This window comes from Caballeronia glathei (assembly GCF_000698595.1).
Classification (GTDB): Bacteria; Pseudomonadota; Gammaproteobacteria; order Burkholderiales; family Burkholderiaceae; genus Caballeronia; species Caballeronia glathei.
This window is the reverse complement of the sequence record NZ_JFHC01000042.1, coordinates 54318-71202: the sequence shown is the minus strand read 5'-3', so window position 1 is coordinate 71202 and position 16885 is coordinate 54318. Positions and strand designations below refer to the sequence as shown.

Sequence of the window (16885 nt, the reverse complement as noted above, 5' to 3'; positions counted from 1 at the left end):
GGTGTCCAACTTTTGGGGTGCAGTTCACAACGCCTGACGGGCTTTTCAGTCGGAGCCGGGACCGCCTTACGCGACCCGTGCGACCGGTTCGGTGCCGGCTGCTTCGGCCAGCACGAGCGCCTTGTCGGCGAACTCCCACGAAAACTCCGGCTCTTCGCGGCCGAAATGGCCGTACGCCGCCGACTTCTCGTAGATCGGGCGCAGCAGGTCGAGCATCTGGATGATGCCCTTCGGACGCAGGTCGAAGTGCTCGAGCACGAGCTTCGTGATTTCCGCGTCCGACACGCGGCCGGTGCCGAACGTGTTGACCATCACCGAAGTCGGACGCGCGACGCCGATTGCGTACGAAACCTGGATCAGGCAGCGCGACGCGAGGCCGGCGGCGACCACGTTCTTCGCCACATAGCGGCCGGCGTAGGCGGCGGAGCGGTCCACCTTCGACGGGTCCTTGCCCGAGAACGCGCCGCCGCCGTGCGGCGCTGCGCCGCCGTACGTGTCGACGATGATCTTGCGGCCCGTCAGCCCGCAATCGCCTTGCGGACCGCCGATCACGAAACGCCCCGTCGGGTTCACGAGGAACTTGATGTCGCCCTTGATCAGTTCCGCAGGCAGCGTGGGCTTGATGATCTCCTCGATCACGGCTTCGCGCAGGTCCGACAGTTCGATGTCCGGCGCGTGCTGCGTGGAGAGCACGACGGTGTCGATGGAATGCGCGCGGCCGTCGATGTAGCGCACGGTCACCTGCGACTTCGCGTCCGGACGCAGCCACGGCAGGCGGCCGTCGCGGCGCAGGTTCGCCTGGCGCTCGACCAGACGGTGCGACAGGTGGATCGGCAGCGGCATCAGCTCGGGCGTTTCGTCGCAGGCGTAGCCGAACATCAGGCCCTGGTCGCCGGCGCCCTGGTCGAGGTTGTCGTCGTGGGCGGTGTTCACGCCCTGCGCGATGTCCGGCGACTGCTTGTCGTAAGCGACGAGCACCGCGCAGCCGCGATAGTCGATACCGTAGTCGGTATTGTCGTAGCCGATGCGCTTGATGGTTTCACGCGCGACCTGGATGTAATCGACGTTGGCCGTGGTCGTGATTTCGCCCGCGAGGACGACGAGACCGGTATTGCACAGCGTTTCGGCCGCGACGCGCGAATGCTTGTCCTGAGCCAGGATGGCGTCGAGGATGGCGTCGGAGATTTGATCGGCGACCTTGTCCGGGTGGCCTTCGGATACGGATTCGGATGTAAACAGATAGTCGTTTGACACGCTTCAGACTCCATTAGGTACGGTTGTTGGCTCACGTAGCCGACTTCGTCTGGAGTCTGAAGCGGCGACGCTTTAGCGGATTACCTTGTTCGGTCAGCGCCTTTCGGCGCCGGCCGGCTTCGCCCCGCAAGTTGTCCATTAACTCGGCGAAGGTTTTATTATAGCGGTTTCTTACCTTTGTCACAGGGCCCATCGCTTGCCGCAATTCGCCCCGATCCAGTTCCCATATTCGTCTCGCTGCTGCCAGCGGTCTGTTCGCTGGAGCACGTCATGCTAGGCCGTCTCGGCGTCGCGCTGGCGGTCGGTTTCCTGAAGTTGCTCGCGCTCCTGCCTTACGGCATCACCGCCCGTTTCGGCGACGGCCTCGGCTGGCTGCTCTACCAGATCCCGAGCAGCCGCAAGCGCATCGTCCACACCAACCTCAGCCTGTGCTTTCCCGACTGGACGCCCGAGCGCCGCGAGGCAGTCGCGCAGCGGCATTTCCGGCACGCGATCCGCAGCTACGTCGAGCGCAGCGTGCAGTGGTTCGGATCGGCGGAAAAGCTCGAAAAGCTGATCGAAGTGGACAGCGCCGTCGATCTCACCGATCCCGACCTGCCGCCCACGCTCTTTCTCGGCCTGCACTTCGTGGGCATCGAGGCGGGCTCGATCTTTCTGAACTACTCGCTGCACCGGCAATGCGGATCGCTGTATCAGCCGTTTTCGAACCCGCAGATCGAAGAAATCGCGAAAGCGCAGCGCGCGCGTTTCGGCGCCGACATGGCGAGCCGGGCGGACAGCGCGCGCGTCGTGCTGCGCTGGCTGCGCGACCGCAAGCCCGTGATGCTCGGCGCCGACATGGACTACGGCATGCGCAATTCCGCGTTCGTGCCGTTCTACGGCATCGACGCGTGCACGCTGACGGCCGTGGGCCGGCTCGCCAAGGCGGGCCACGCGCAGGTCGTGCCGTTCATCGGCGAGGTGCTGCCGGACTACAAGGGCTACCGGCTCAAGATCTTCGAGCCGTGGCAGAACTACCCGACGGGCGACGACATTGCCGACGCCCGGCGCATGAACGCGTTCCTCGAAGAGCAGATTCCGCACATGCCGGAGCAGTATTACTGGGTGCACAAGCGCTTCAAGACGCGCCCGCCCGGCCAGCCCGGTTTCTATTGACGGCTCGTTTTCAGGATGCCGGGCGCTGGCCGAACGGCCAGGCGCCCGGCGCGCCCGCGTCACTTACAATAGCGGCCATGAAACTCAAATTCACCAAGATGCACGGCGCGGGCAACGACTTCGTCGTGCTCGACGGCTATACCCGGCCGCTCAGCCTGAGCGCGGCGCAGGTGCGCGCGCTCGCGAACCGGCATTTCGGCGTCGGCGCGGACCAGTTGCTGCTCGTGGAAAAACCGACCGTCGAAGGCGTGGACTTCAAGTACCGCATCTTCAATTGCGACGGCGGCGAGGTCGAGCATTGTGGCAACGGCGCGCGCTGCTTCGTCAAATTCGTGCGCGATCGCGGGCTCACCGGTGCGTCGAGCGTGCGCGTGCAGGTGCAGCAGGGCGTCATCACGCTCACGATGCAGGAGAACGGCGAAGTCGTCGTCGACATGGGCGCGCCCGTGTTCGAGCCGGCCCGCGTGCCGTTCGACGCCCGGGGGCTCGAAGGCCGCCAGGCGGGCGCCGACACGCTCTGGCCGCTCGACGTGAACGGCGAAACGCGCTGGATTTCGGCGGTATCGATGGGTAATCCGCACGCGGTGCAGATCGTGGAAGACGTCGAGGCGTACCCGGTGCTGAGCGAAGGGCCGCTCGTGGAGAAGCACGCGCGCTTTCCGAACAAGGTGAATGCGGGATTCATGCAGATCGTCGATCGTCATTCGGTGAAGCTGCGCGTCTACGAGCGCGGCGCGGGCGAAACGCTCGCGTGCGGCACGGGCGCGTGCGCGGCGGTGGCGGCGGGCATCCGGCGCGGCGTGCTCGATTCGCCGGTGCAGGTTCGGACGCACGGCGGCACGCTCACGATCACCTGGGACGGCGCACGCGACGAAACGGCCCCGCTCCTGATGGCCGGCCCCGCAGCCACCGTCTTCGAAGGCGAAATCGAACTTGCCGACGCTTTCTGACCCGATCAATCGATCCATCGCCACCGGCATCAACCAGCCTGAAACCATGAACGAACGCGAAGTCGCCGACTACCTGCTCGCCAACCCCGATTTCTTCGCCGAGCACGCGGAACTGCTCGGCACCATCCGGCTTTCGAATCCGCACGGCAAGTCGGCCGTGTCGCTGCAGGAACGGCAGATGGAAATGCTGCGCGACAAGAACAAGCAGCTCGAGCGCCGCCTGGCCGAACTGCTGCGCTACGGTCATGAAAACGACAGCATCGCGTCGAAATTCAACCGCTGGACGATCCGCGTGATCGCGGAGCGCGATCCGCACGCGCTGCCGAAGACCATCAGCGCGGGCCTGTGCGAAATCTTCGACGTGCCGCAGGCCGCGCTGCGCGTGTGGGACGTCGCGGAGCCGTACACGCAGGCGGACTTCGCGCGCCACGTCGGCGAGGAAGTGCGGCTTTTCACCGGCAGCCTCGCAACGCCCTACTGCGGCACGAACACCGGCTTCGAGGCGGCGCAGTGGCTGAGCTCCGCGGGTTCGGCGCCGGTCGCGTCGGCGGCAACCGATGGCGTCGTCGACGCCGCGAGCGCGACCGAATCGATCGCGCTGCTCGCGCTGCGCGATCCGCTCGCCGGCCCCGACGCCCCGGCCTTCGGCCTGCTCGTGATGGGCTCGCCCGATCCGCGCCGCTTTCACGAAGGCATGGCCACCGATTTCCTCACGCAGATCGCCTCCCTGGCAAGCGCGGCGCTGAGCCGCCTGCTGCCGCACTGACATGAACGCCGCCGACCCGGTCGCCGTCTATCTGTCGATGCTCGAACACGAGCGGCGGCTCTCGGAGCACACGTTGCGCGGCTACACCCATGAACTCGGCGAACTCGTGAAGCTGGCGAACGGCCGCGCGCTCGAGACGCTGACGGCCACCGACATGCGCGGCGCCGTGTCGCGCGCGCATGCGGGCGGCTTGTCGGCGCGCTCGATCGCGCACCGGCTCTCGGCGTGGCGCGCGTTCTATCGCTGGCTGGCGCTGCGCGTGGAAATGCCCGCGAACCCGGTCGCGACCGTGCGCGCGCCCAAACGCGCGAAAACGCTGCCGAAGGCGCTTTCCGTCGACGACGCGCACACGCTGATGGAAGCGCCGCTCGCCGGCACGCCCGAGGCGCTGCGCGATCACGCGATCCTCGAACTGTTCTATTCGTCGGGCTTGCGGCTCGCGGAACTGGTCGGGCTGGACGTGCAGTTCGTCGATACCGAAAACCACCGTTCCGCCGGCTGGCTCGATCTCGTGAGCGCGGAGGTGACCGTGCTCGGCAAGGGCGGCCGGCGCCGCTCGGTGCCGGTCGGCGGCAAGGCCATCGCTGCGCTGCGCGCGTGGATCGACGTGCGCGGCCCGTTCGTAAAACTCGATCCGCATGCGCTCTTCCTGTCGGTGCGCGGCAACCGGATGTCGCCGGGCGTCGTGCGCGAGCGGGTGAAGCGCATGGCGCTCATGGCGGGCATTCCGTCGAACGTGCACCCGCACGTGCTCCGGCATTCGTTCGCCACGCACGTCCTGCAATCGAGCGGCGATCTGCGCGCGGTGCAGGAGCTGCTCGGCCACGCCAGCATCACGGCGACGCAGGTCTACACGTCGCTCGATTTCCAGCACCTCGCGCGCGTCTACGATTTGGCGCACCCGCGCGCCAAGAAACGCGACTGACTTCCCCGGGCGTGCCTCCCCGCGCGCCTCAACCACGACCTCAATGAACACCATCACGCTCAAACCGGCGAAGGACAAGTCGCTCGCGCGCCGCCATCCGTGGGTCTACGCGAACGCCATCGAACACGTGGACGGCAAGCCGGCGCCGGGCGCGACCGTCGTCGTGCGCGCGCGCGACGGCCGGTTTCTCGCCCGCGCGGCGTACAGCCCGCAGTCGCAGATTCGCGCCCGCGTCTGGAGCTTCGACGAAGCCGAGCCGGTCGATCACGCGTTCTTCAAGCGCCGCGTGCAGCGGGCGATTGCGCACCGCGAGGCGATGATCCGCGACACCGGCGCGACGCGCCTGATCTTCGGCGAAGCCGATGGCCTGCCGGGACTGATCGTCGATTACTACGTCGCCGACGACGCATCGAAACGTGGCCAGCTCGTCTGCCAGTTCATGGCGACGGGCGTCGAGGCCTGGAAGGAGGCGATCGTCGCGGCGCTCGTCGCGGCGACCGGCTGCCCGAACGTCTACGAGCGCTCCGACGTGTCGATCCGCCAGAAAGAAGGGCTCGAACAGATCACCGGCGTACTCGCGGGCGATCCGCCGCCCGAGACGCTGATCGCGAACGAATGCGGCGTGCGGTATCACGTCGACGTGAAAAACGGCCACAAGACGGGCTTCTACGTCGATCAGCGCGACAACCGCGTGCTGGTCGCGCAGTACGCGCGCGAGCGCGACGTGCTGAACTGCTTCTGCTACACCGGCGGTTTTTCGCTCGCGGCGTTGAAGGGCGGGGCAAGGCGCGTCGTGTCGATCGATTCGTCCGGCGAGGCGCTCGCGCTCGCGCAGCAGAACGTGCTCGCGAACGGCTTCGATCCCGAGCGCGCCCAATGGCTCGACGCCGACGCGTTCAAGACGCTGCGCCGCCTGCACGACGAGGGTGAACGCTTCGACCTGATCGTTCTCGATCCGCCGAAGTTCGCTCCGTCGCGCGAGCACGTGGACCGCGCGGCGCGCGCCTACAAGGACATCAACCTGACCGGGTTCAAGCTGCTGCGCCCGGGCGGCCTGCTCTTTACGTATTCGTGCTCCGGGGCGATCGACGCCGATCTGTTCCAGAAGATCGTCGCGGGCGCGGCGGCGGACGCGAAGGTCGACGCGCGCATTCTCAAGCGCCTCGGCGCGGGCGTCGATCACCCGCTTCTGACGGCGTTCCCGGAAGGGGAATACCTGAAAGGCCTATTGTTGCAAATCGCCTGAGCGGCCATAGTTGGTCCTCGGGTGCCGCATCGGCGGCGCCCCGCGCAAAGCGGGGGCTTGACAAATATGTTTCAATAATTGGCTGACTCGCCGCTTTTTGCTGAAAAGGCGCGCGGCGTGCAAACCCTTCGACTTCAAGGCACAGGCGACCACATGATTCCCGTAACCATCCTGACCGGCTTTCTGGGCAGCGGCAAAACCACGCTGCTCAAGCGCATCCTGAACGAAAAGCACGGCATGAAGATCGCCGTGATCGAGAACGAGTTCGGCGAAGAGAACATCGACAACGAAATTCTCGTGCAGGACACGAACGAGCAGATCATCCAGATGAGCAACGGCTGCATCTGCTGCACGATCCGTGGCGATCTGGCCCTCGCGCTGGAAGATCTCGCCAACCGCAAGAAGGCCGGCACGCTCGACTTCGACCGCGTCGTGATCGAAACGACCGGCCTCGCGAACCCGGGCCCCGTCGCGCAGACGTTCTTCATGGACAACACCATCGCCGACGAATTCCTGCTCGACTCGATCATCACGCTCGTCGACGCGAAGCACGGCAACCATCAGCTCGACGAGCACGAAGTGGTGCAGCGCCAGGTCGGTTTCGCGGACCGGCTCTTCGTCACGAAGTCCGATCTGGTCGATGCCGCCGCACTCGACGACCTGAAGCACCGCCTGGTGCACATGAACCCGCGCGCGGCGATCAAGGTGGTGAACTTCGGCGAGGCCGACATCAAGGAAATCTTCGACCTGCGCGGCTTCAACCTGAACGCGAAGCTCGAAATCGATCCGGACTTCCTCGCGGAAGACGAGCACGGCCACGATCATGCGCACGATCACGATCACGACGATGATCACGACCACGCAACCTGCGGTCACGACCACAGCCACGATCACGAACATCAAAACCACCACCACGCGCACCACGACGACAAGATCAAGTCGTTCGTCTACCGCAGTGACAAGCCGTTCGACCCGAATCGCCTGGAAGACTTTCTCGGCGGCATTCTGCAGATCTATGGCGAGCGGCTTTTGCGCTACAAGGGCGTGCTTTATATGAAAGGCGTGGACCGCAAGGTCGTATTCCAGGGCGTGCACCAGATGATGGGCAGCGACCTCGCAAGCAAATGGCAGCCGATTGAAAAAAAGAACAGCAAGATGGTGTTCATCGGGATCGAACTGCCGCAGGACCTGATCACCGACGGCCTCGACGCCTGCCTCGTCAAGTGACGCGCGGCGCCCCGGCGCCATCAGCGGGTTCCGGCATGCATCTGGCTTCCCCGTGACCGGCGACGCGCCAACAGCGCCGGTCACGGCGAGAAGTCCAAACCGACTTCGATCCGTTTGACACCCGCTTGAAATCGGCCCCAAACCGGCTTCGTACCTAAAGCGCCGCCGCGCCAACGCGGGCGGCGTTTTTTTTCGAACGGCTTTCCGGCGCGATCTGTGCCCGCAGACACCAATGACGATCGCTTTTTCAACGTCCAGGCGTTATATTTTTGAGATTCCGGCGGTAATCAGCAGGGTTTTCCTCGGTTATCGTCTGAAATTGCGATTCAGTTACAATACAGCCCCACTGGAGAAGGGGTAACGTCCGTTGACGGGTCAAAACGGCCAATCGGACGGCAGGAAGACTGGATAGACCCGCAGGACGCGGCATCGTGAATATGCTGGAGCAGGTTGGCCATTGCGGCTGAACTTTCAGCCCGCGAATGCGCGATTCACGACAAACGTTCGAAGGTCGAAGGTGTAGAAGGAAGGCGTATGGAGAATCCTTCGGGCGCCCGCCTCTATACCCGCAATCGGTTTCCAGAGGAGTTCGGCCCCGCACCGGCGCGCAAGCGTCACGACAGCGCATTCGGCGCTGTTTGCGGGCAACGCAGAAGTGCGGGCAATGCGAAAGACATCGCCTCACATTGAAGAAGCAAGCCAGATGACGACGAAACGACTCTTGACCGAAGCCGAAATCCTGAAGATGAGCGAGAAGGATTACATGAACGAGGATCAGCTCGCTTTCTTCAAGAGCCGGCTGGAGCAGTTGCAGGCGGACATTCTGAAGAATGCCGGCCAGACGACCGAAAATCTGCGGGAAACGGTGATCGTGCCGGATCCGGCAGACCGTGCGACGATCGAGGAAGAACATGCACTCGAACTGCGCACGCGGGATCGTGAACGCAAGCTGCTGAAGAAAGTTCAGCAATCGCTCGCGCGCATCGAATCCGGCGACTACGGCTGGTGCGAGGAAACGGGCGAGCCGATCGGCATTCCGCGCCTGATCGCGCGGCCGACCGCCACGCTGTCGCTCGAAGCGCAGGAACGCCGCGAGTTGCGCCAGAAGCTCTTCGGCGACTGATCGCCACCGCAGGCCCGATATTCGTTGCGGGTCCCGCCCCGCAGCGGGGAGACCTGCCGCCTCCGAAGGCACCGCCAGGCACACGTTCGACGTGTGCCTTTTTGTTTCCAAGGCACCGATGCGCCGCCCGGGCGCAAGGCGTGGCGCGCGGCCCCGGGCAATTTCTCGCTGCTTCGCGCAAAACGCGTCTTGATAATCCCCGTGCCGCCCTAAAATGATCTGGACGCGCAGAGTCAGCGCGGGCGCGGCGCCGCATCCCGGAGCGCAGCCATGCGCGGAGCCCGCGCCGCGCACTCCATCGAATTCTCGACTGCGCGGCGGCCTCGCAGCCGCCTCGCGTCCTCTGTTTTCTAAAGGAACGCACATGGAACAATTTCACGGCACGACCATCGTCTCCGTGCGACGCGGCACCCAGGTCGCCCTGGGCGGCGATGGTCAGGTGACGCTCGGCAACATCGTCATGAAAGGCGGCGCGAAGAAGGTGCGGCGCATTTACGGCGGCAAGGTGCTGGTCGGCTTCGCGGGCGGCACCGCCGACGCGTTCTCGCTCCTCGACCGCTTCGAGGCGAAGCTCGAAAAGCATCAGGGCAACCTGACGCGCGCTGCCGTCGAACTGGCGAAGGACTGGCGCACCGACCGCATGCTGCGGCGGCTCGAAGCCATGCTGATCGCCGCCGACGCGCAGGCCACGCTGGTGATCACCGGCAACGGCGACGTGCTCGACCCCGAAAACGGCATTTGCGCGATCGGCTCGGGCGGCGCGTACGCGCAGGCCGCGGCGCAGGCACTCGCGGAAAACACCGAGCTTTCCCCGCGCGACATCGTCGAGAAATCGCTCGCGATCGCGGGCGACATGTGCATTTATACCAACCACAATCGCGTCATCGAGACGATCGAGTAAGCCGCCTCAAGGCAAAGGACCCAGCGATGACCACCATGACTCCGTCCGAGATCGTCTCGGAACTCGACAAGCACATCATCGGCCAGGGGCGCGCGAAGAAGGCCGTCGCCGTCGCGCTGCGCAACCGCTGGCGCCGCCAGCAGGTCGCGGAACCACTGCGCCAGGAAATCACCCCGAAGAACATCCTGATGATTGGGCCGACCGGCGTCGGCAAGACCGAAATCGCGCGGCGCCTCGCGAAGCTCGCGGACGCCCCGTTCATCAAGATCGAAGCGACCAAATTCACGGAAGTGGGCTACGTGGGCCGCGACGTGGACAGCATCGTGCGCGACCTGATCGAAATCTCGGTCAAGCAGACGCGCGAAGCCGAGATGAAGAAGGTCCGCACGAAGGCGGAAGACCGCGCCGAAGACCGGATTCTCGACATCCTGCTGCCGGCCGCCCGGCCGGTGGGGTTCGGCGCGTCGACCGCGGCCGAAGCCCAGGACGACTCGCAGAACGCGACGCGCCAGACGTTTCGCAAGCGCCTGCGCGAAGGCTTGCTGGACGACAAGGAGATCGAACTCGACGTCGAGATGCCGCAGGTCGGCATGGACATCATGGGCCCGCCGGGCATGGAAGACATGACCGAGCAGATCCGCTCGATGTTCGCGAATATCGGCGGCGGCAAGAAGGCGCGCCGCAAGGTGAAGGTGAAGGAGGCGCTCAAGCTCCTCACCGACGAGGAAGCCGGCAAGCTGCTGAACGACGAAGAGGTCAAGACGAAGGCCGTGCAGAACGTCGAGCAGAACGGCATCGTGTTTCTCGATGAAATCGACAAGATCGCGTCGCGCAGCGAAGCCGGCGGGCCGGAAGTGTCGCGCGCGGGCGTGCAGCGCGATTTGCTGCCGCTCGTCGAAGGCACCACGATCAACACCAAATACGGGATGATCAAGACCGATCACATCCTGTTCATCGCGAGCGGCGCGTTTCATCTTGCCAAGCCGAGCGACCTGATTCCCGAGTTGCAGGGGCGCTTCCCGATTCGCGTCGAGCTGGATTCGCTGTCGGTGGAAGACTTCGAATCGATCCTCAACACGACCGACGCGAGCCTCGTGAAGCAGTACAAGGCCCTGCTCGCCACCGAGGACGTGCAGCTCGATTTCGCCGACGACGGCATTCGCCGCCTCGCCGAAATCGCGTACTCCGTGAACGAGAAGACCGAGAACATCGGCGCGCGGCGTCTCTATACGGTGATCGAGAAGCTGCTGGAAGAAGTGTCGTTCGCGGCGGGCAACCATACGGGCCAGCCGGTGAAGATCGACGCGGCTTACGTCGACCGGGCGCTCAACGACGTCGCCGATAACGAGGACCTGTCGCGCTACGTGCTCTAGGCGCCAGGCATCGAAAACAAGAAGGGCGGCTCGCGCGAGCCGCCCTTTTTTATTGCCGGACCGGTTTTTTCGCCAGCTTGCGCTGCAATGTCCGCCGATGCATGTTGAGCGCACGCGCCGTCGCGGAAATGTTGCCGTTGTTCTCGGCGAGCACGCGCTGGATATGCTCCCACTCCAGCCGCGCGACGGAGAGGAGCGTCGGGTGCTCGATCGCTTCCTCGGCGGTCTGCTCGCTTGCCTGCTCCTGCAGCGCGGAGAGGATCGTCTCGACGTTGGCGGGCTTCGCCAGATAGTTGTCCGCGCCGTCCTTCACCGCCTGCACCGCCGTCGCGATGCTCGCGTAGCCCGTCAGCACGAGAATGCGCGCGTCGGGCTGCAGATCGCGCAGCGGCGCGACGAGCGTGAGCCCCGAGTCGTTGCCGAGATGCAGGTCCACCGTGATCTGGCCGAACTTGTGCATGTTCGCGAGCTTCAGCGCTTCTTGCGCGTCGTGCGCCTGATGCGGCGTATAGCCGCGCCGCGACAGGCCGCGTGCCAGTATCCCCGAGAAGACCTCGTCGTCATCGATGATCAGAAAGTTCATGTCGGTCATGCTTTTTTCTCCGTGGTAGCGGACGCCGCGTCGCCGCCGCGCTCCGTCCTTGCTGCTCGTGCATTCGTGCCGGCTGCGCCCTTGTCGGGCAGGCGCAGCACGGCGTGCGTGCCGCGCGGTTTCGCCGCCGCGAGTTCGATCGATCCGCCGAGCCGCGCCGCCGCCGAAAACGCCAGATACAGGCCGACGCCATGGCCGCCCTGCGTGCTGTCGACGGGCATTGCGCCGAGCGAGCCGCGCAGCGCGGGCGGAATGCCCGGGCCCCGGTCGCAGATATCGAACTGGATGAGCGGCTCGCCCGCCACGCGCGCCGCCGATGTTTCGAGCGTGACCGAATCGCTGCTCGCACGGGCCGCATTATCCAGCAGAATGGTCAGAATCTGGCCGACGGCAACCGTGTCGTCGATCCAGACGCCCTCGGGCACATCGCCGAGCCGCTGGAAACGCACATGCGGGTGGCGCAGCCGCCATTGCTCGGCAAAGCTCTCCAACCATTCGCCGAGCGGCTGGCGGTTCGACGGCCCGGTCGCGCGGCTGCGCAGGCGCGCGAGCGCCGACGTGCAGAGCGTCATCTGTTGTTCGAGCAGTTCGAGGTCGGCGGCGTAGGGCGCGAGGTTCCGGTCGCTCGAGGCGGCGTCGCGCAACTCCTCGCTCAGCATCGCGATGGTCGAAAGCGGCGTGCCGATTTCATGCGCGACGGTGGCCGCCTGCACGCCCAGCGCGACGGCGCGCTCGTCGCGCAAAAGGCGCTGCTGGGCGTCGGCGAGCTCGGCGTCACGCAGGCGCAGCGCCCGCGACATGCGCGCCACGAACCAGCCGATCAGCCCGACGCTCACCATGAAGTTGACCCACAGCCCCATGCGAAAGTATTCGAACAGGTTCGCCGGGTTCTCCATGTTGAGCGGCACGTAGTTGTAGCTGAGGAGCGCGTAGCAGGCCACCGCGAATGCAGCGAGCCAGGCCATCATGGTCCACGGAAGCACGGCCGCGGCAATCGCGAGCGACGGAATGTAGAGCGTGACGAACGGATTGGTCGCGCCACCCGACAGGAAAAGCAGCGCCGACAGCGCGCCCAGATCGACCCACAGTTGCCCGAACAACTCGAGGTTCGTCTCGGGCCGCTCGCGCGCGACACGCAGCCACGTCATCGCATTGAAGATCACCTCGAGCCCGATCACGAGCAGCATCGCGGGAATCGGGAGATTCGCGCCGTAAAAGATCTGCACCACGGCGATCGTCACCAGCTGGCCGATGATCGCCAGGCTGCGCAGCCAGAAAAGATGTCCGAGATTGACCCGCCCGGTGTTCGTTATGCGATGCATCTGGATGAGATCCTGCTCTATTTCGGAATAGTCTAATGGTTAGGGGCGGGCGGTTTGTTTCACCATCGAAAGTTAACTTTTGAAAACTTCGAGCGGCCCGCCCGCCAACATCACGAAATGACTCGCAGCCCTAAATCTCGCCGTCCTGCGCCCGTGGCGCCCGGTGCGCCCGCCGTCCGTCCCGCCGCTCGAAGCGACATTATCTCGCGCGTATTGCCGGCCTATTTGAGCAATGCGCAAAGCGCCGCCGCGCGCGGGCTCCCGGCGGAACAGGCCGTCTGGCTGCAGGCCGCGCTGATGCTGGAGCCGGGACTCGTCGAGGCGAGCCTGCAACTGATCGACGCGATGCTCAGGCGCGGCGCCATCGGCGAAGCAATCGCGCTCGCGGCGAATCTCGTCGAGCGCGAGCCGCAGCATGCGCGCGCGCTCGGGCATCTCGGCTACGCGCTGCAACTCGCGGGGCGTCACGCCGAAGCGATCCCGCTTTACCGGCGCGCCTATGCCCTCGACAAGGCGGTGCCCACGCTGCGCAACAATCTCGCGGTCGCGCTGGAAATCACCGGCCACGACGACGAAGCGCTCGCGCTGCTGGAAGAAGCCGTCGCGGTGAACGCCGGCGACATCGAGGCGTGGACGAACCTTTCGCGCATCTACCCGCGCCGCCTCGACCTCGCGCGCGCCATCGCGGCAGGCGAGCGCGCAGTGCAGATCGATCCGTCGAACGCGCTCGCGCAGTCGAATTACAGTCTCGCGCTGAAGGAGGCGCAACGCTGGGACGCCGCAACCGGTGCGGCCACCGCCGCGGCCGAAGCCTCGCCGCACGCGCCGCGTTTTCCTTTCAACCAGTCGCTCCTCGATCTGCTTCAGCGCAACTACACGCGCGGCTGGGCCGGTTTCGAAGCACGCTGGGAGGGTCGTCGGAACTCGCGAACGCGCAGCCGAACCTGCCGGTGCCGCGCTGGAACGGCGAGGCGCTGCGCGGCAAGACGCTGCTGCTGTGGGGCGAGCAGGGTTTCGGCGACGCGCTGCAGTTCTGCCGCTTCGTACCGATGCTCGCGAAACAGGTCCATGCGCAAGGCGGCAAGCTCGTGTGGGCGGCGTTCAGGGCGCTCCATCCGCTGATGGCGCGGATGGCACCGAAGAACGTCGAATGCATTGCGCATGACGCCGAGCTGCCGCCCTTCGATTTCCACTTTCCGCTGCTGAGCCTGCCGCTTCACTTCAATATCGACGACGACTCGATCCCCGCCAAGCGTTCCTACCTCACCGCCGACGTCGAGCGCGCGGCGCAATGGCGCGCCCAGTCGCAGGCCGGAAAGCACCTGCGCGTCGGCCTCGTGTGGAGCGGCGGCGTGACGCATCAGCGCAACCTCTTTCGCAGCGTGGGAATCGACCGGTACGCAAAGCCGTTCGGCGCGCTCGACAACGTCGCGTTCTTTTCGCTGCAAAAGGGCGCGGAAAACGACGTCGCGGCCGCGAAGGCAAGCGGTTTCGACATTACCGATCACACCGGCCAGTTCGAAAATTTCGACGACACTGCCGCTTTCATCGATTTGCTCGATCTCGTCATCACCGTATGCACGAGCATGGCGCACCTCGCGGCGACGCTCGGAAAACCGACCTGGGTGCTGCTCGACGTCAATCCGCACTGGGTCTGGCAACTGGAGCGCGCGGACAGCCCGTGGTATCCGACCGTCGTGCTGTACCGGCAAAAGGATTTCGCGCGGTGGGAACCGGTGTTCGAAGCGCTCACGGACGACCTGAGCGCACTCGCGGCGAAGCACGCCAGCGCCGCAGCGCCCAGGCCGCGCACGGCGAAGAAATTCGCCGAATAGCCCGCCGCCTCGAAAAACGGCGATCTCCGTTCGAGATCGCCGTTTTTTGCGCCATTTTTATGCTTACGCGCCTTCTTCCGTACGCCGGATGTCGGCTTCGAGACATGCCGCGCAAAGACACCCGCTCGCCGCATCCAGCCGTTCGACCGGCAGCGCGGGCAGCGAAGCGCACCAGCAACGCGCATCGCCCGCCAGCGCGCCGCAGCGAAACGGCGTGCCGCAGCGCGGACAGGTCCGCGCCCCGGCATCCTCCTTGCGTTCCGGCGTTGCGGCCATGACGTTCTCCAGTGGAAATACCGACCATGATCCCACGCCCACGCCATCCTGCAACGGCACCGGCAAAACGCGCTGCTGCGCTGCGTCAGTCCTGTACAATTCGCCCTGTTTAAACCGCTCATCGCCCATTCGCCGCCATGTCCGAGCTCCCCGACCTTACGCAGATCGCGCCGACCCTGAAAGCCGAAATCCTGGCCGAGGCGCTGCCCTACATCCGCCAGTATCACGGCAAGACGATCGTGATCAAGTACGGCGGCAACGCGATGACCGAAGAGCGCCTCAAGCAGGGTTTCGCGCGCGACGTGATCCTGCTGAAGCTGGTCGGCATCAACCCGGTGATCGTCCACGGCGGCGGCCCGCAGATCGATCAGGCGCTCAAGAAGATCGGCAAGCAGGGCACGTTCATCCAGGGCATGCGCGTGACCGATGAAGAGACGATGGAAGTCGTCGAATGGGTGCTCGGCGGTGAAGTGCAGCAGGACATCGTTACGCTGATCAACCACTTCGGCGGCCATGCGGTTGGCCTGACGGGCAAGGACGGCGGGCTCATCCACGCGCGTAAGCTGCAGATGCCCGATCGTGACAATCCGGGCCAGTTCATCGATATCGGCCAGGTGGGCGAGGTCGAGGCGATCAACCCGGCCGTCGTGAAGGCGCTTCAGGACGATGCGTTCATCCCGGTCATCTCGCCGATCGGCTTCGGCGAAGACGGCCTGTCGTACAACATCAACGCGGACCTGGTCGCGGGCAAGCTGGCGGTGGTGCTCAACGCCGAGAAGCTCGTCATGATGACGAACATCCCGGGCGTGATGGACAAGGCAGGCAATCTGCTCACCGACCTCTCCGCGCGCGAAATCGACGCTCTTTTCGCCGACGGCACCATCTCCGGCGGCATGCTGCCGAAGATCTCGTCGGCACTCGATGCGGCGAAGAGCGGCGTGCGTTCGGTCCACATCATCGACGGCCGGATCGAACATTCCGTGCTGCTCGAAATCCTGACCGAACAGCCGTTCGGCACGATGATCCGCTCGCACTGAGCGCGGTTTCCCGCATATCCTGTTGTCCACGGCCAGGCGCGACGTCCGTTGCGCCGGCACGCTCCCCCCGGCGAAAAGCCTTCGCGCATGAATCCCACTCGCACTTTGCGCCGACGGCGCGTCAAGCAACGCGGCCCCGTGTGGCTCTTCGACCTCGACAACACGCTCCATCACGCGTCGCACGAGATCTTTCCGGCGATCAACAAGGCGATGACGCAATACATCATCGATACGCTCGGCGTCGATATCGATGAAGCGAACCGGCTGCGCGTCGGCTATACCCATCGCTATGGCGCGACGCTGCTCGGCCTCGTGCGCCACCACGGCATCGATCCCGCCGATTTCCTGCGCGCGGTGCATACGTTCTCCGATCTGAAATCGATGCTGCGCGCGGAACGCGGCCTCGCGCGGATGCTGCGCGCGCTGCCCGGGCGCAAGATCGTGCTGACGAACGGGCCGACGCTCTACGCCCGCGCCGTGATGGCGGAACTCGGCATCGGCAGGCTGTTCGAGCGCGTGATCGCCATCGAGGACATGCGCGATCGCGACAATTGGCGCGCCAAGCCCGACGCGCGGATGCTGCGGCGCGCGATGCGCCGCGCCGGCGTGCGGCTCGCGGACGCGATCCTCGTCGAGGATACGCGCGGGCATCTCAAGCGCTACAAGCGGCTCGGCATCCGCACGGTGTGGATCGTCGGGCATCTGCCGAACGTGCGCGACGCGAGCGGCGAGGTGTCGAAGCGCCGCCCGGGAACGGGCCGGCCGCATTACGTGGACCGCAGGGTCCGGACGCTGCGCTCGCTGACGCTCGGCTTTTTCAGCCCGCAGCACACCGGCGCGGGCGCGTGACCCTTCGCACGGGCACGTCGCCGGTTTTCCGCTATACTTCCTCGCTATCTCGAT

General features: G+C 65.4%; 17 protein-coding genes. 13 read left to right on the top strand and 4 right to left on the bottom strand.

The window, feature by feature from the left end:
• Positions 1-66 precede the first annotated feature (66 nt).
• Positions 67-1254 (bottom strand): methionine adenosyltransferase, encoded by a 1188-nt coding sequence (gene metK / locus BG61_RS24010; RefSeq protein ID WP_035933588.1) that lies wholly within the window; start codon positions 1252-1254, stop codon positions 67-69.
• A gap of 270 nt (positions 1255-1524) precedes the next feature.
• Between metK and BG61_RS24005 the strand changes: the two genes are divergently transcribed.
• The 9 genes from BG61_RS24005 to hslU all read left to right on the top strand — a co-directional run bounded on the left by BG61_RS24005 (position 1525) and on the right by hslU (position 10920).
• Entirely contained in the window at positions 1525-2409 is an 885-nt protein-coding gene (locus BG61_RS24005) for a lipid A biosynthesis lauroyl acyltransferase (RefSeq protein ID WP_035933590.1), read from the top strand.
• Between the two features lie 77 nt (positions 2410-2486).
• Positions 2487-3359 carry a diaminopimelate epimerase gene (gene dapF, locus BG61_RS24000; protein ID WP_035933593.1) on the top strand — a complete coding sequence of 291 codons (873 nt, stop codon included), beginning with the start codon at positions 2487-2489 and terminating at the stop codon, positions 3357-3359.
• A gap of 46 nt (positions 3360-3405) precedes the next feature.
• Entirely contained in the window at positions 3406-4125 is a 720-nt protein-coding gene (locus BG61_RS23995) for a DUF484 family protein (protein ID WP_035933860.1), read from the top strand.
• 1 nt (position 4126) lies between these two features.
• The gene (locus BG61_RS23990; protein ID WP_035933595.1) at positions 4127-5050 is read left to right on the top strand and encodes a tyrosine recombinase XerC; all 924 of its coding nucleotides are present in this window, start codon (positions 4127-4129) and stop codon (positions 5048-5050) included.
• A 43-nt stretch (positions 5051-5093) separates the two neighbouring features.
• Entirely contained in the window at positions 5094-6296 is a 1203-nt protein-coding gene (locus tag BG61_RS23985; RefSeq protein ID WP_035933598.1) for a class I SAM-dependent rRNA methyltransferase, read from the top strand.
• Between the two features lie 153 nt (positions 6297-6449).
• Complete coding sequence (locus BG61_RS23980; RefSeq protein ID WP_035933600.1) at positions 6450-7523, top strand: CobW family GTP-binding protein; 1074 nt, start codon at positions 6450-6452, stop codon at positions 7521-7523.
• A 703-nt stretch (positions 7524-8226) separates the two neighbouring features.
• A complete protein-coding gene (dksA, locus tag BG61_RS23975; protein ID WP_035933602.1) occupies positions 8227-8646 on the top strand; it encodes an RNA polymerase-binding protein DksA in 420 nt (139 codons plus the stop codon).
• Between the two features lie 364 nt (positions 8647-9010).
• Positions 9011-9547 (top strand): ATP-dependent protease subunit HslV, encoded by a 537-nt coding sequence (gene hslV, locus BG61_RS23970; RefSeq protein ID WP_035933605.1) that lies wholly within the window; start codon positions 9011-9013, stop codon positions 9545-9547.
• A 26-nt stretch (positions 9548-9573) separates the two neighbouring features.
• Positions 9574-10920, top strand: a complete 1347-nt coding sequence (gene hslU / locus BG61_RS23965) for an ATP-dependent protease ATPase subunit HslU (protein WP_035933607.1) — start codon at positions 9574-9576, stop codon at positions 10918-10920.
• A 49-nt stretch (positions 10921-10969) separates the two neighbouring features.
• On the opposite strand, the gene BG61_RS23960 is transcribed toward hslU, so the two are convergent.
• On the bottom strand, positions 10970-11512 hold the full coding sequence (locus BG61_RS23960) for a response regulator transcription factor (protein ID WP_035933611.1): 543 nt from the start codon (positions 11510-11512) through the stop codon (positions 10970-10972).
• The gene (locus BG61_RS23955) at positions 11509-12834 is read right to left on the bottom strand and encodes an ATP-binding protein (protein WP_035933613.1); all 1326 of its coding nucleotides are present in this window, start codon (positions 12832-12834) and stop codon (positions 11509-11511) included. Before BG61_RS23955 ends, BG61_RS23960 begins: the two co-directional genes overlap by 4 nt.
• 297 nt (positions 12835-13131) lie before the next feature.
• Here BG61_RS23955 and BG61_RS42125 point away from each other — a divergent pair, with 297 nt between their 5' ends.
• Positions 13132-13956: a tetratricopeptide repeat protein gene (locus tag BG61_RS42125; protein WP_241486493.1), complete on the top strand. Its 825-nt coding sequence runs from the start codon at positions 13132-13134 to the stop codon at positions 13954-13956.
• The gene (locus BG61_RS42915) at positions 13884-14669 is read left to right on the top strand and encodes a hypothetical protein (RefSeq protein WP_129572167.1); all 786 of its coding nucleotides are present in this window, start codon (positions 13884-13886) and stop codon (positions 14667-14669) included. The genes BG61_RS42125 and BG61_RS42915 overlap by 73 nt, the downstream gene beginning before the upstream one ends.
• A 63-nt stretch (positions 14670-14732) precedes the next feature.
• Here BG61_RS42915 and BG61_RS44100 read toward each other — a convergent pair whose 3' ends face one another.
• Positions 14733-15074, bottom strand: coding sequence for a cysteine-rich CWC family protein (locus tag BG61_RS44100; RefSeq protein ID WP_232256198.1), 342 nt, complete (start codon positions 15072-15074; stop codon positions 14733-14735).
• A gap of 8 nt (positions 15075-15082) precedes the next feature.
• Between BG61_RS44100 and argB the strand changes: the two genes are divergently transcribed.
• On the top strand, positions 15083-15982 hold the full coding sequence (gene argB, locus BG61_RS23940; RefSeq protein WP_035933618.1) for an acetylglutamate kinase: 900 nt from the start codon (positions 15083-15085) through the stop codon (positions 15980-15982).
• A gap of 87 nt (positions 15983-16069) precedes the next feature.
• Positions 16070-16831: a pyrimidine 5'-nucleotidase gene (locus BG61_RS23935; RefSeq protein WP_035933621.1), complete on the top strand. Its 762-nt coding sequence runs from the start codon at positions 16070-16072 to the stop codon at positions 16829-16831.
• Positions 16832-16885: the final 54 nt, after the last annotated feature.

What these genes read in the sequence shown, in the direction of transcription:
- BG61_RS24005 (WP_035933590.1), top strand. Translation starts at nt 1,525, where the DNA reads ATGCTAGGCCGTCTCGGCGTCGCGCTGGCGGTCGGTTTCCTGAAGTTG.
- dapF (WP_035933593.1), top strand. Translation starts at nt 2,487, where the DNA reads ATGAAACTCAAATTCACCAAGATGCACGGCGCGGGCAACGACTTCGTC.
- BG61_RS23995 (WP_035933860.1), top strand. Translation starts at nt 3,406, where the DNA reads ATGAACGAACGCGAAGTCGCCGACTACCTGCTCGCCAACCCCGATTTC.
- BG61_RS23990 (WP_035933595.1), top strand. Translation starts at nt 4,127, where the DNA reads ATGAACGCCGCCGACCCGGTCGCCGTCTATCTGTCGATGCTCGAACAC.
- BG61_RS23985 (WP_035933598.1), top strand. Translation starts at nt 5,094, where the DNA reads ATGAACACCATCACGCTCAAACCGGCGAAGGACAAGTCGCTCGCGCGC.
- BG61_RS23980 (WP_035933600.1), top strand. Translation starts at nt 6,450, where the DNA reads ATGATTCCCGTAACCATCCTGACCGGCTTTCTGGGCAGCGGCAAAACC.
- dksA (WP_035933602.1), top strand. Translation starts at nt 8,227, where the DNA reads ATGACGACGAAACGACTCTTGACCGAAGCCGAAATCCTGAAGATGAGC.
- hslV (WP_035933605.1), top strand. Translation starts at nt 9,011, where the DNA reads ATGGAACAATTTCACGGCACGACCATCGTCTCCGTGCGACGCGGCACC.
- hslU (WP_035933607.1), top strand. Translation starts at nt 9,574, where the DNA reads ATGACCACCATGACTCCGTCCGAGATCGTCTCGGAACTCGACAAGCAC.
- BG61_RS23960 (WP_035933611.1), bottom strand. Translation starts at nt 11,512, where the DNA reads ATGACCGACATGAACTTTCTGATCATCGATGACGACGAGGTCTTCTCG.
- BG61_RS23955 (WP_035933613.1), bottom strand. Translation starts at nt 12,834, where the DNA reads ATGCATCGCATAACGAACACCGGGCGGGTCAATCTCGGACATCTTTTC.
- BG61_RS42125 (WP_241486493.1), top strand. Translation starts at nt 13,132, where the DNA reads ATGCTGGAGCCGGGACTCGTCGAGGCGAGCCTGCAACTGATCGACGCG.
- BG61_RS42915 (WP_129572167.1), top strand. Translation starts at nt 13,884, where the DNA reads ATGCTCGCGAAACAGGTCCATGCGCAAGGCGGCAAGCTCGTGTGGGCG.
- BG61_RS44100 (WP_232256198.1), bottom strand. Translation starts at nt 15,074, where the DNA reads ATGGGCGATGAGCGGTTTAAACAGGGCGAATTGTACAGGACTGACGCA.
- argB (WP_035933618.1), top strand. Translation starts at nt 15,083, where the DNA reads ATGTCCGAGCTCCCCGACCTTACGCAGATCGCGCCGACCCTGAAAGCC.
- BG61_RS23935 (WP_035933621.1), top strand. Translation starts at nt 16,070, where the DNA reads ATGAATCCCACTCGCACTTTGCGCCGACGGCGCGTCAAGCAACGCGGC.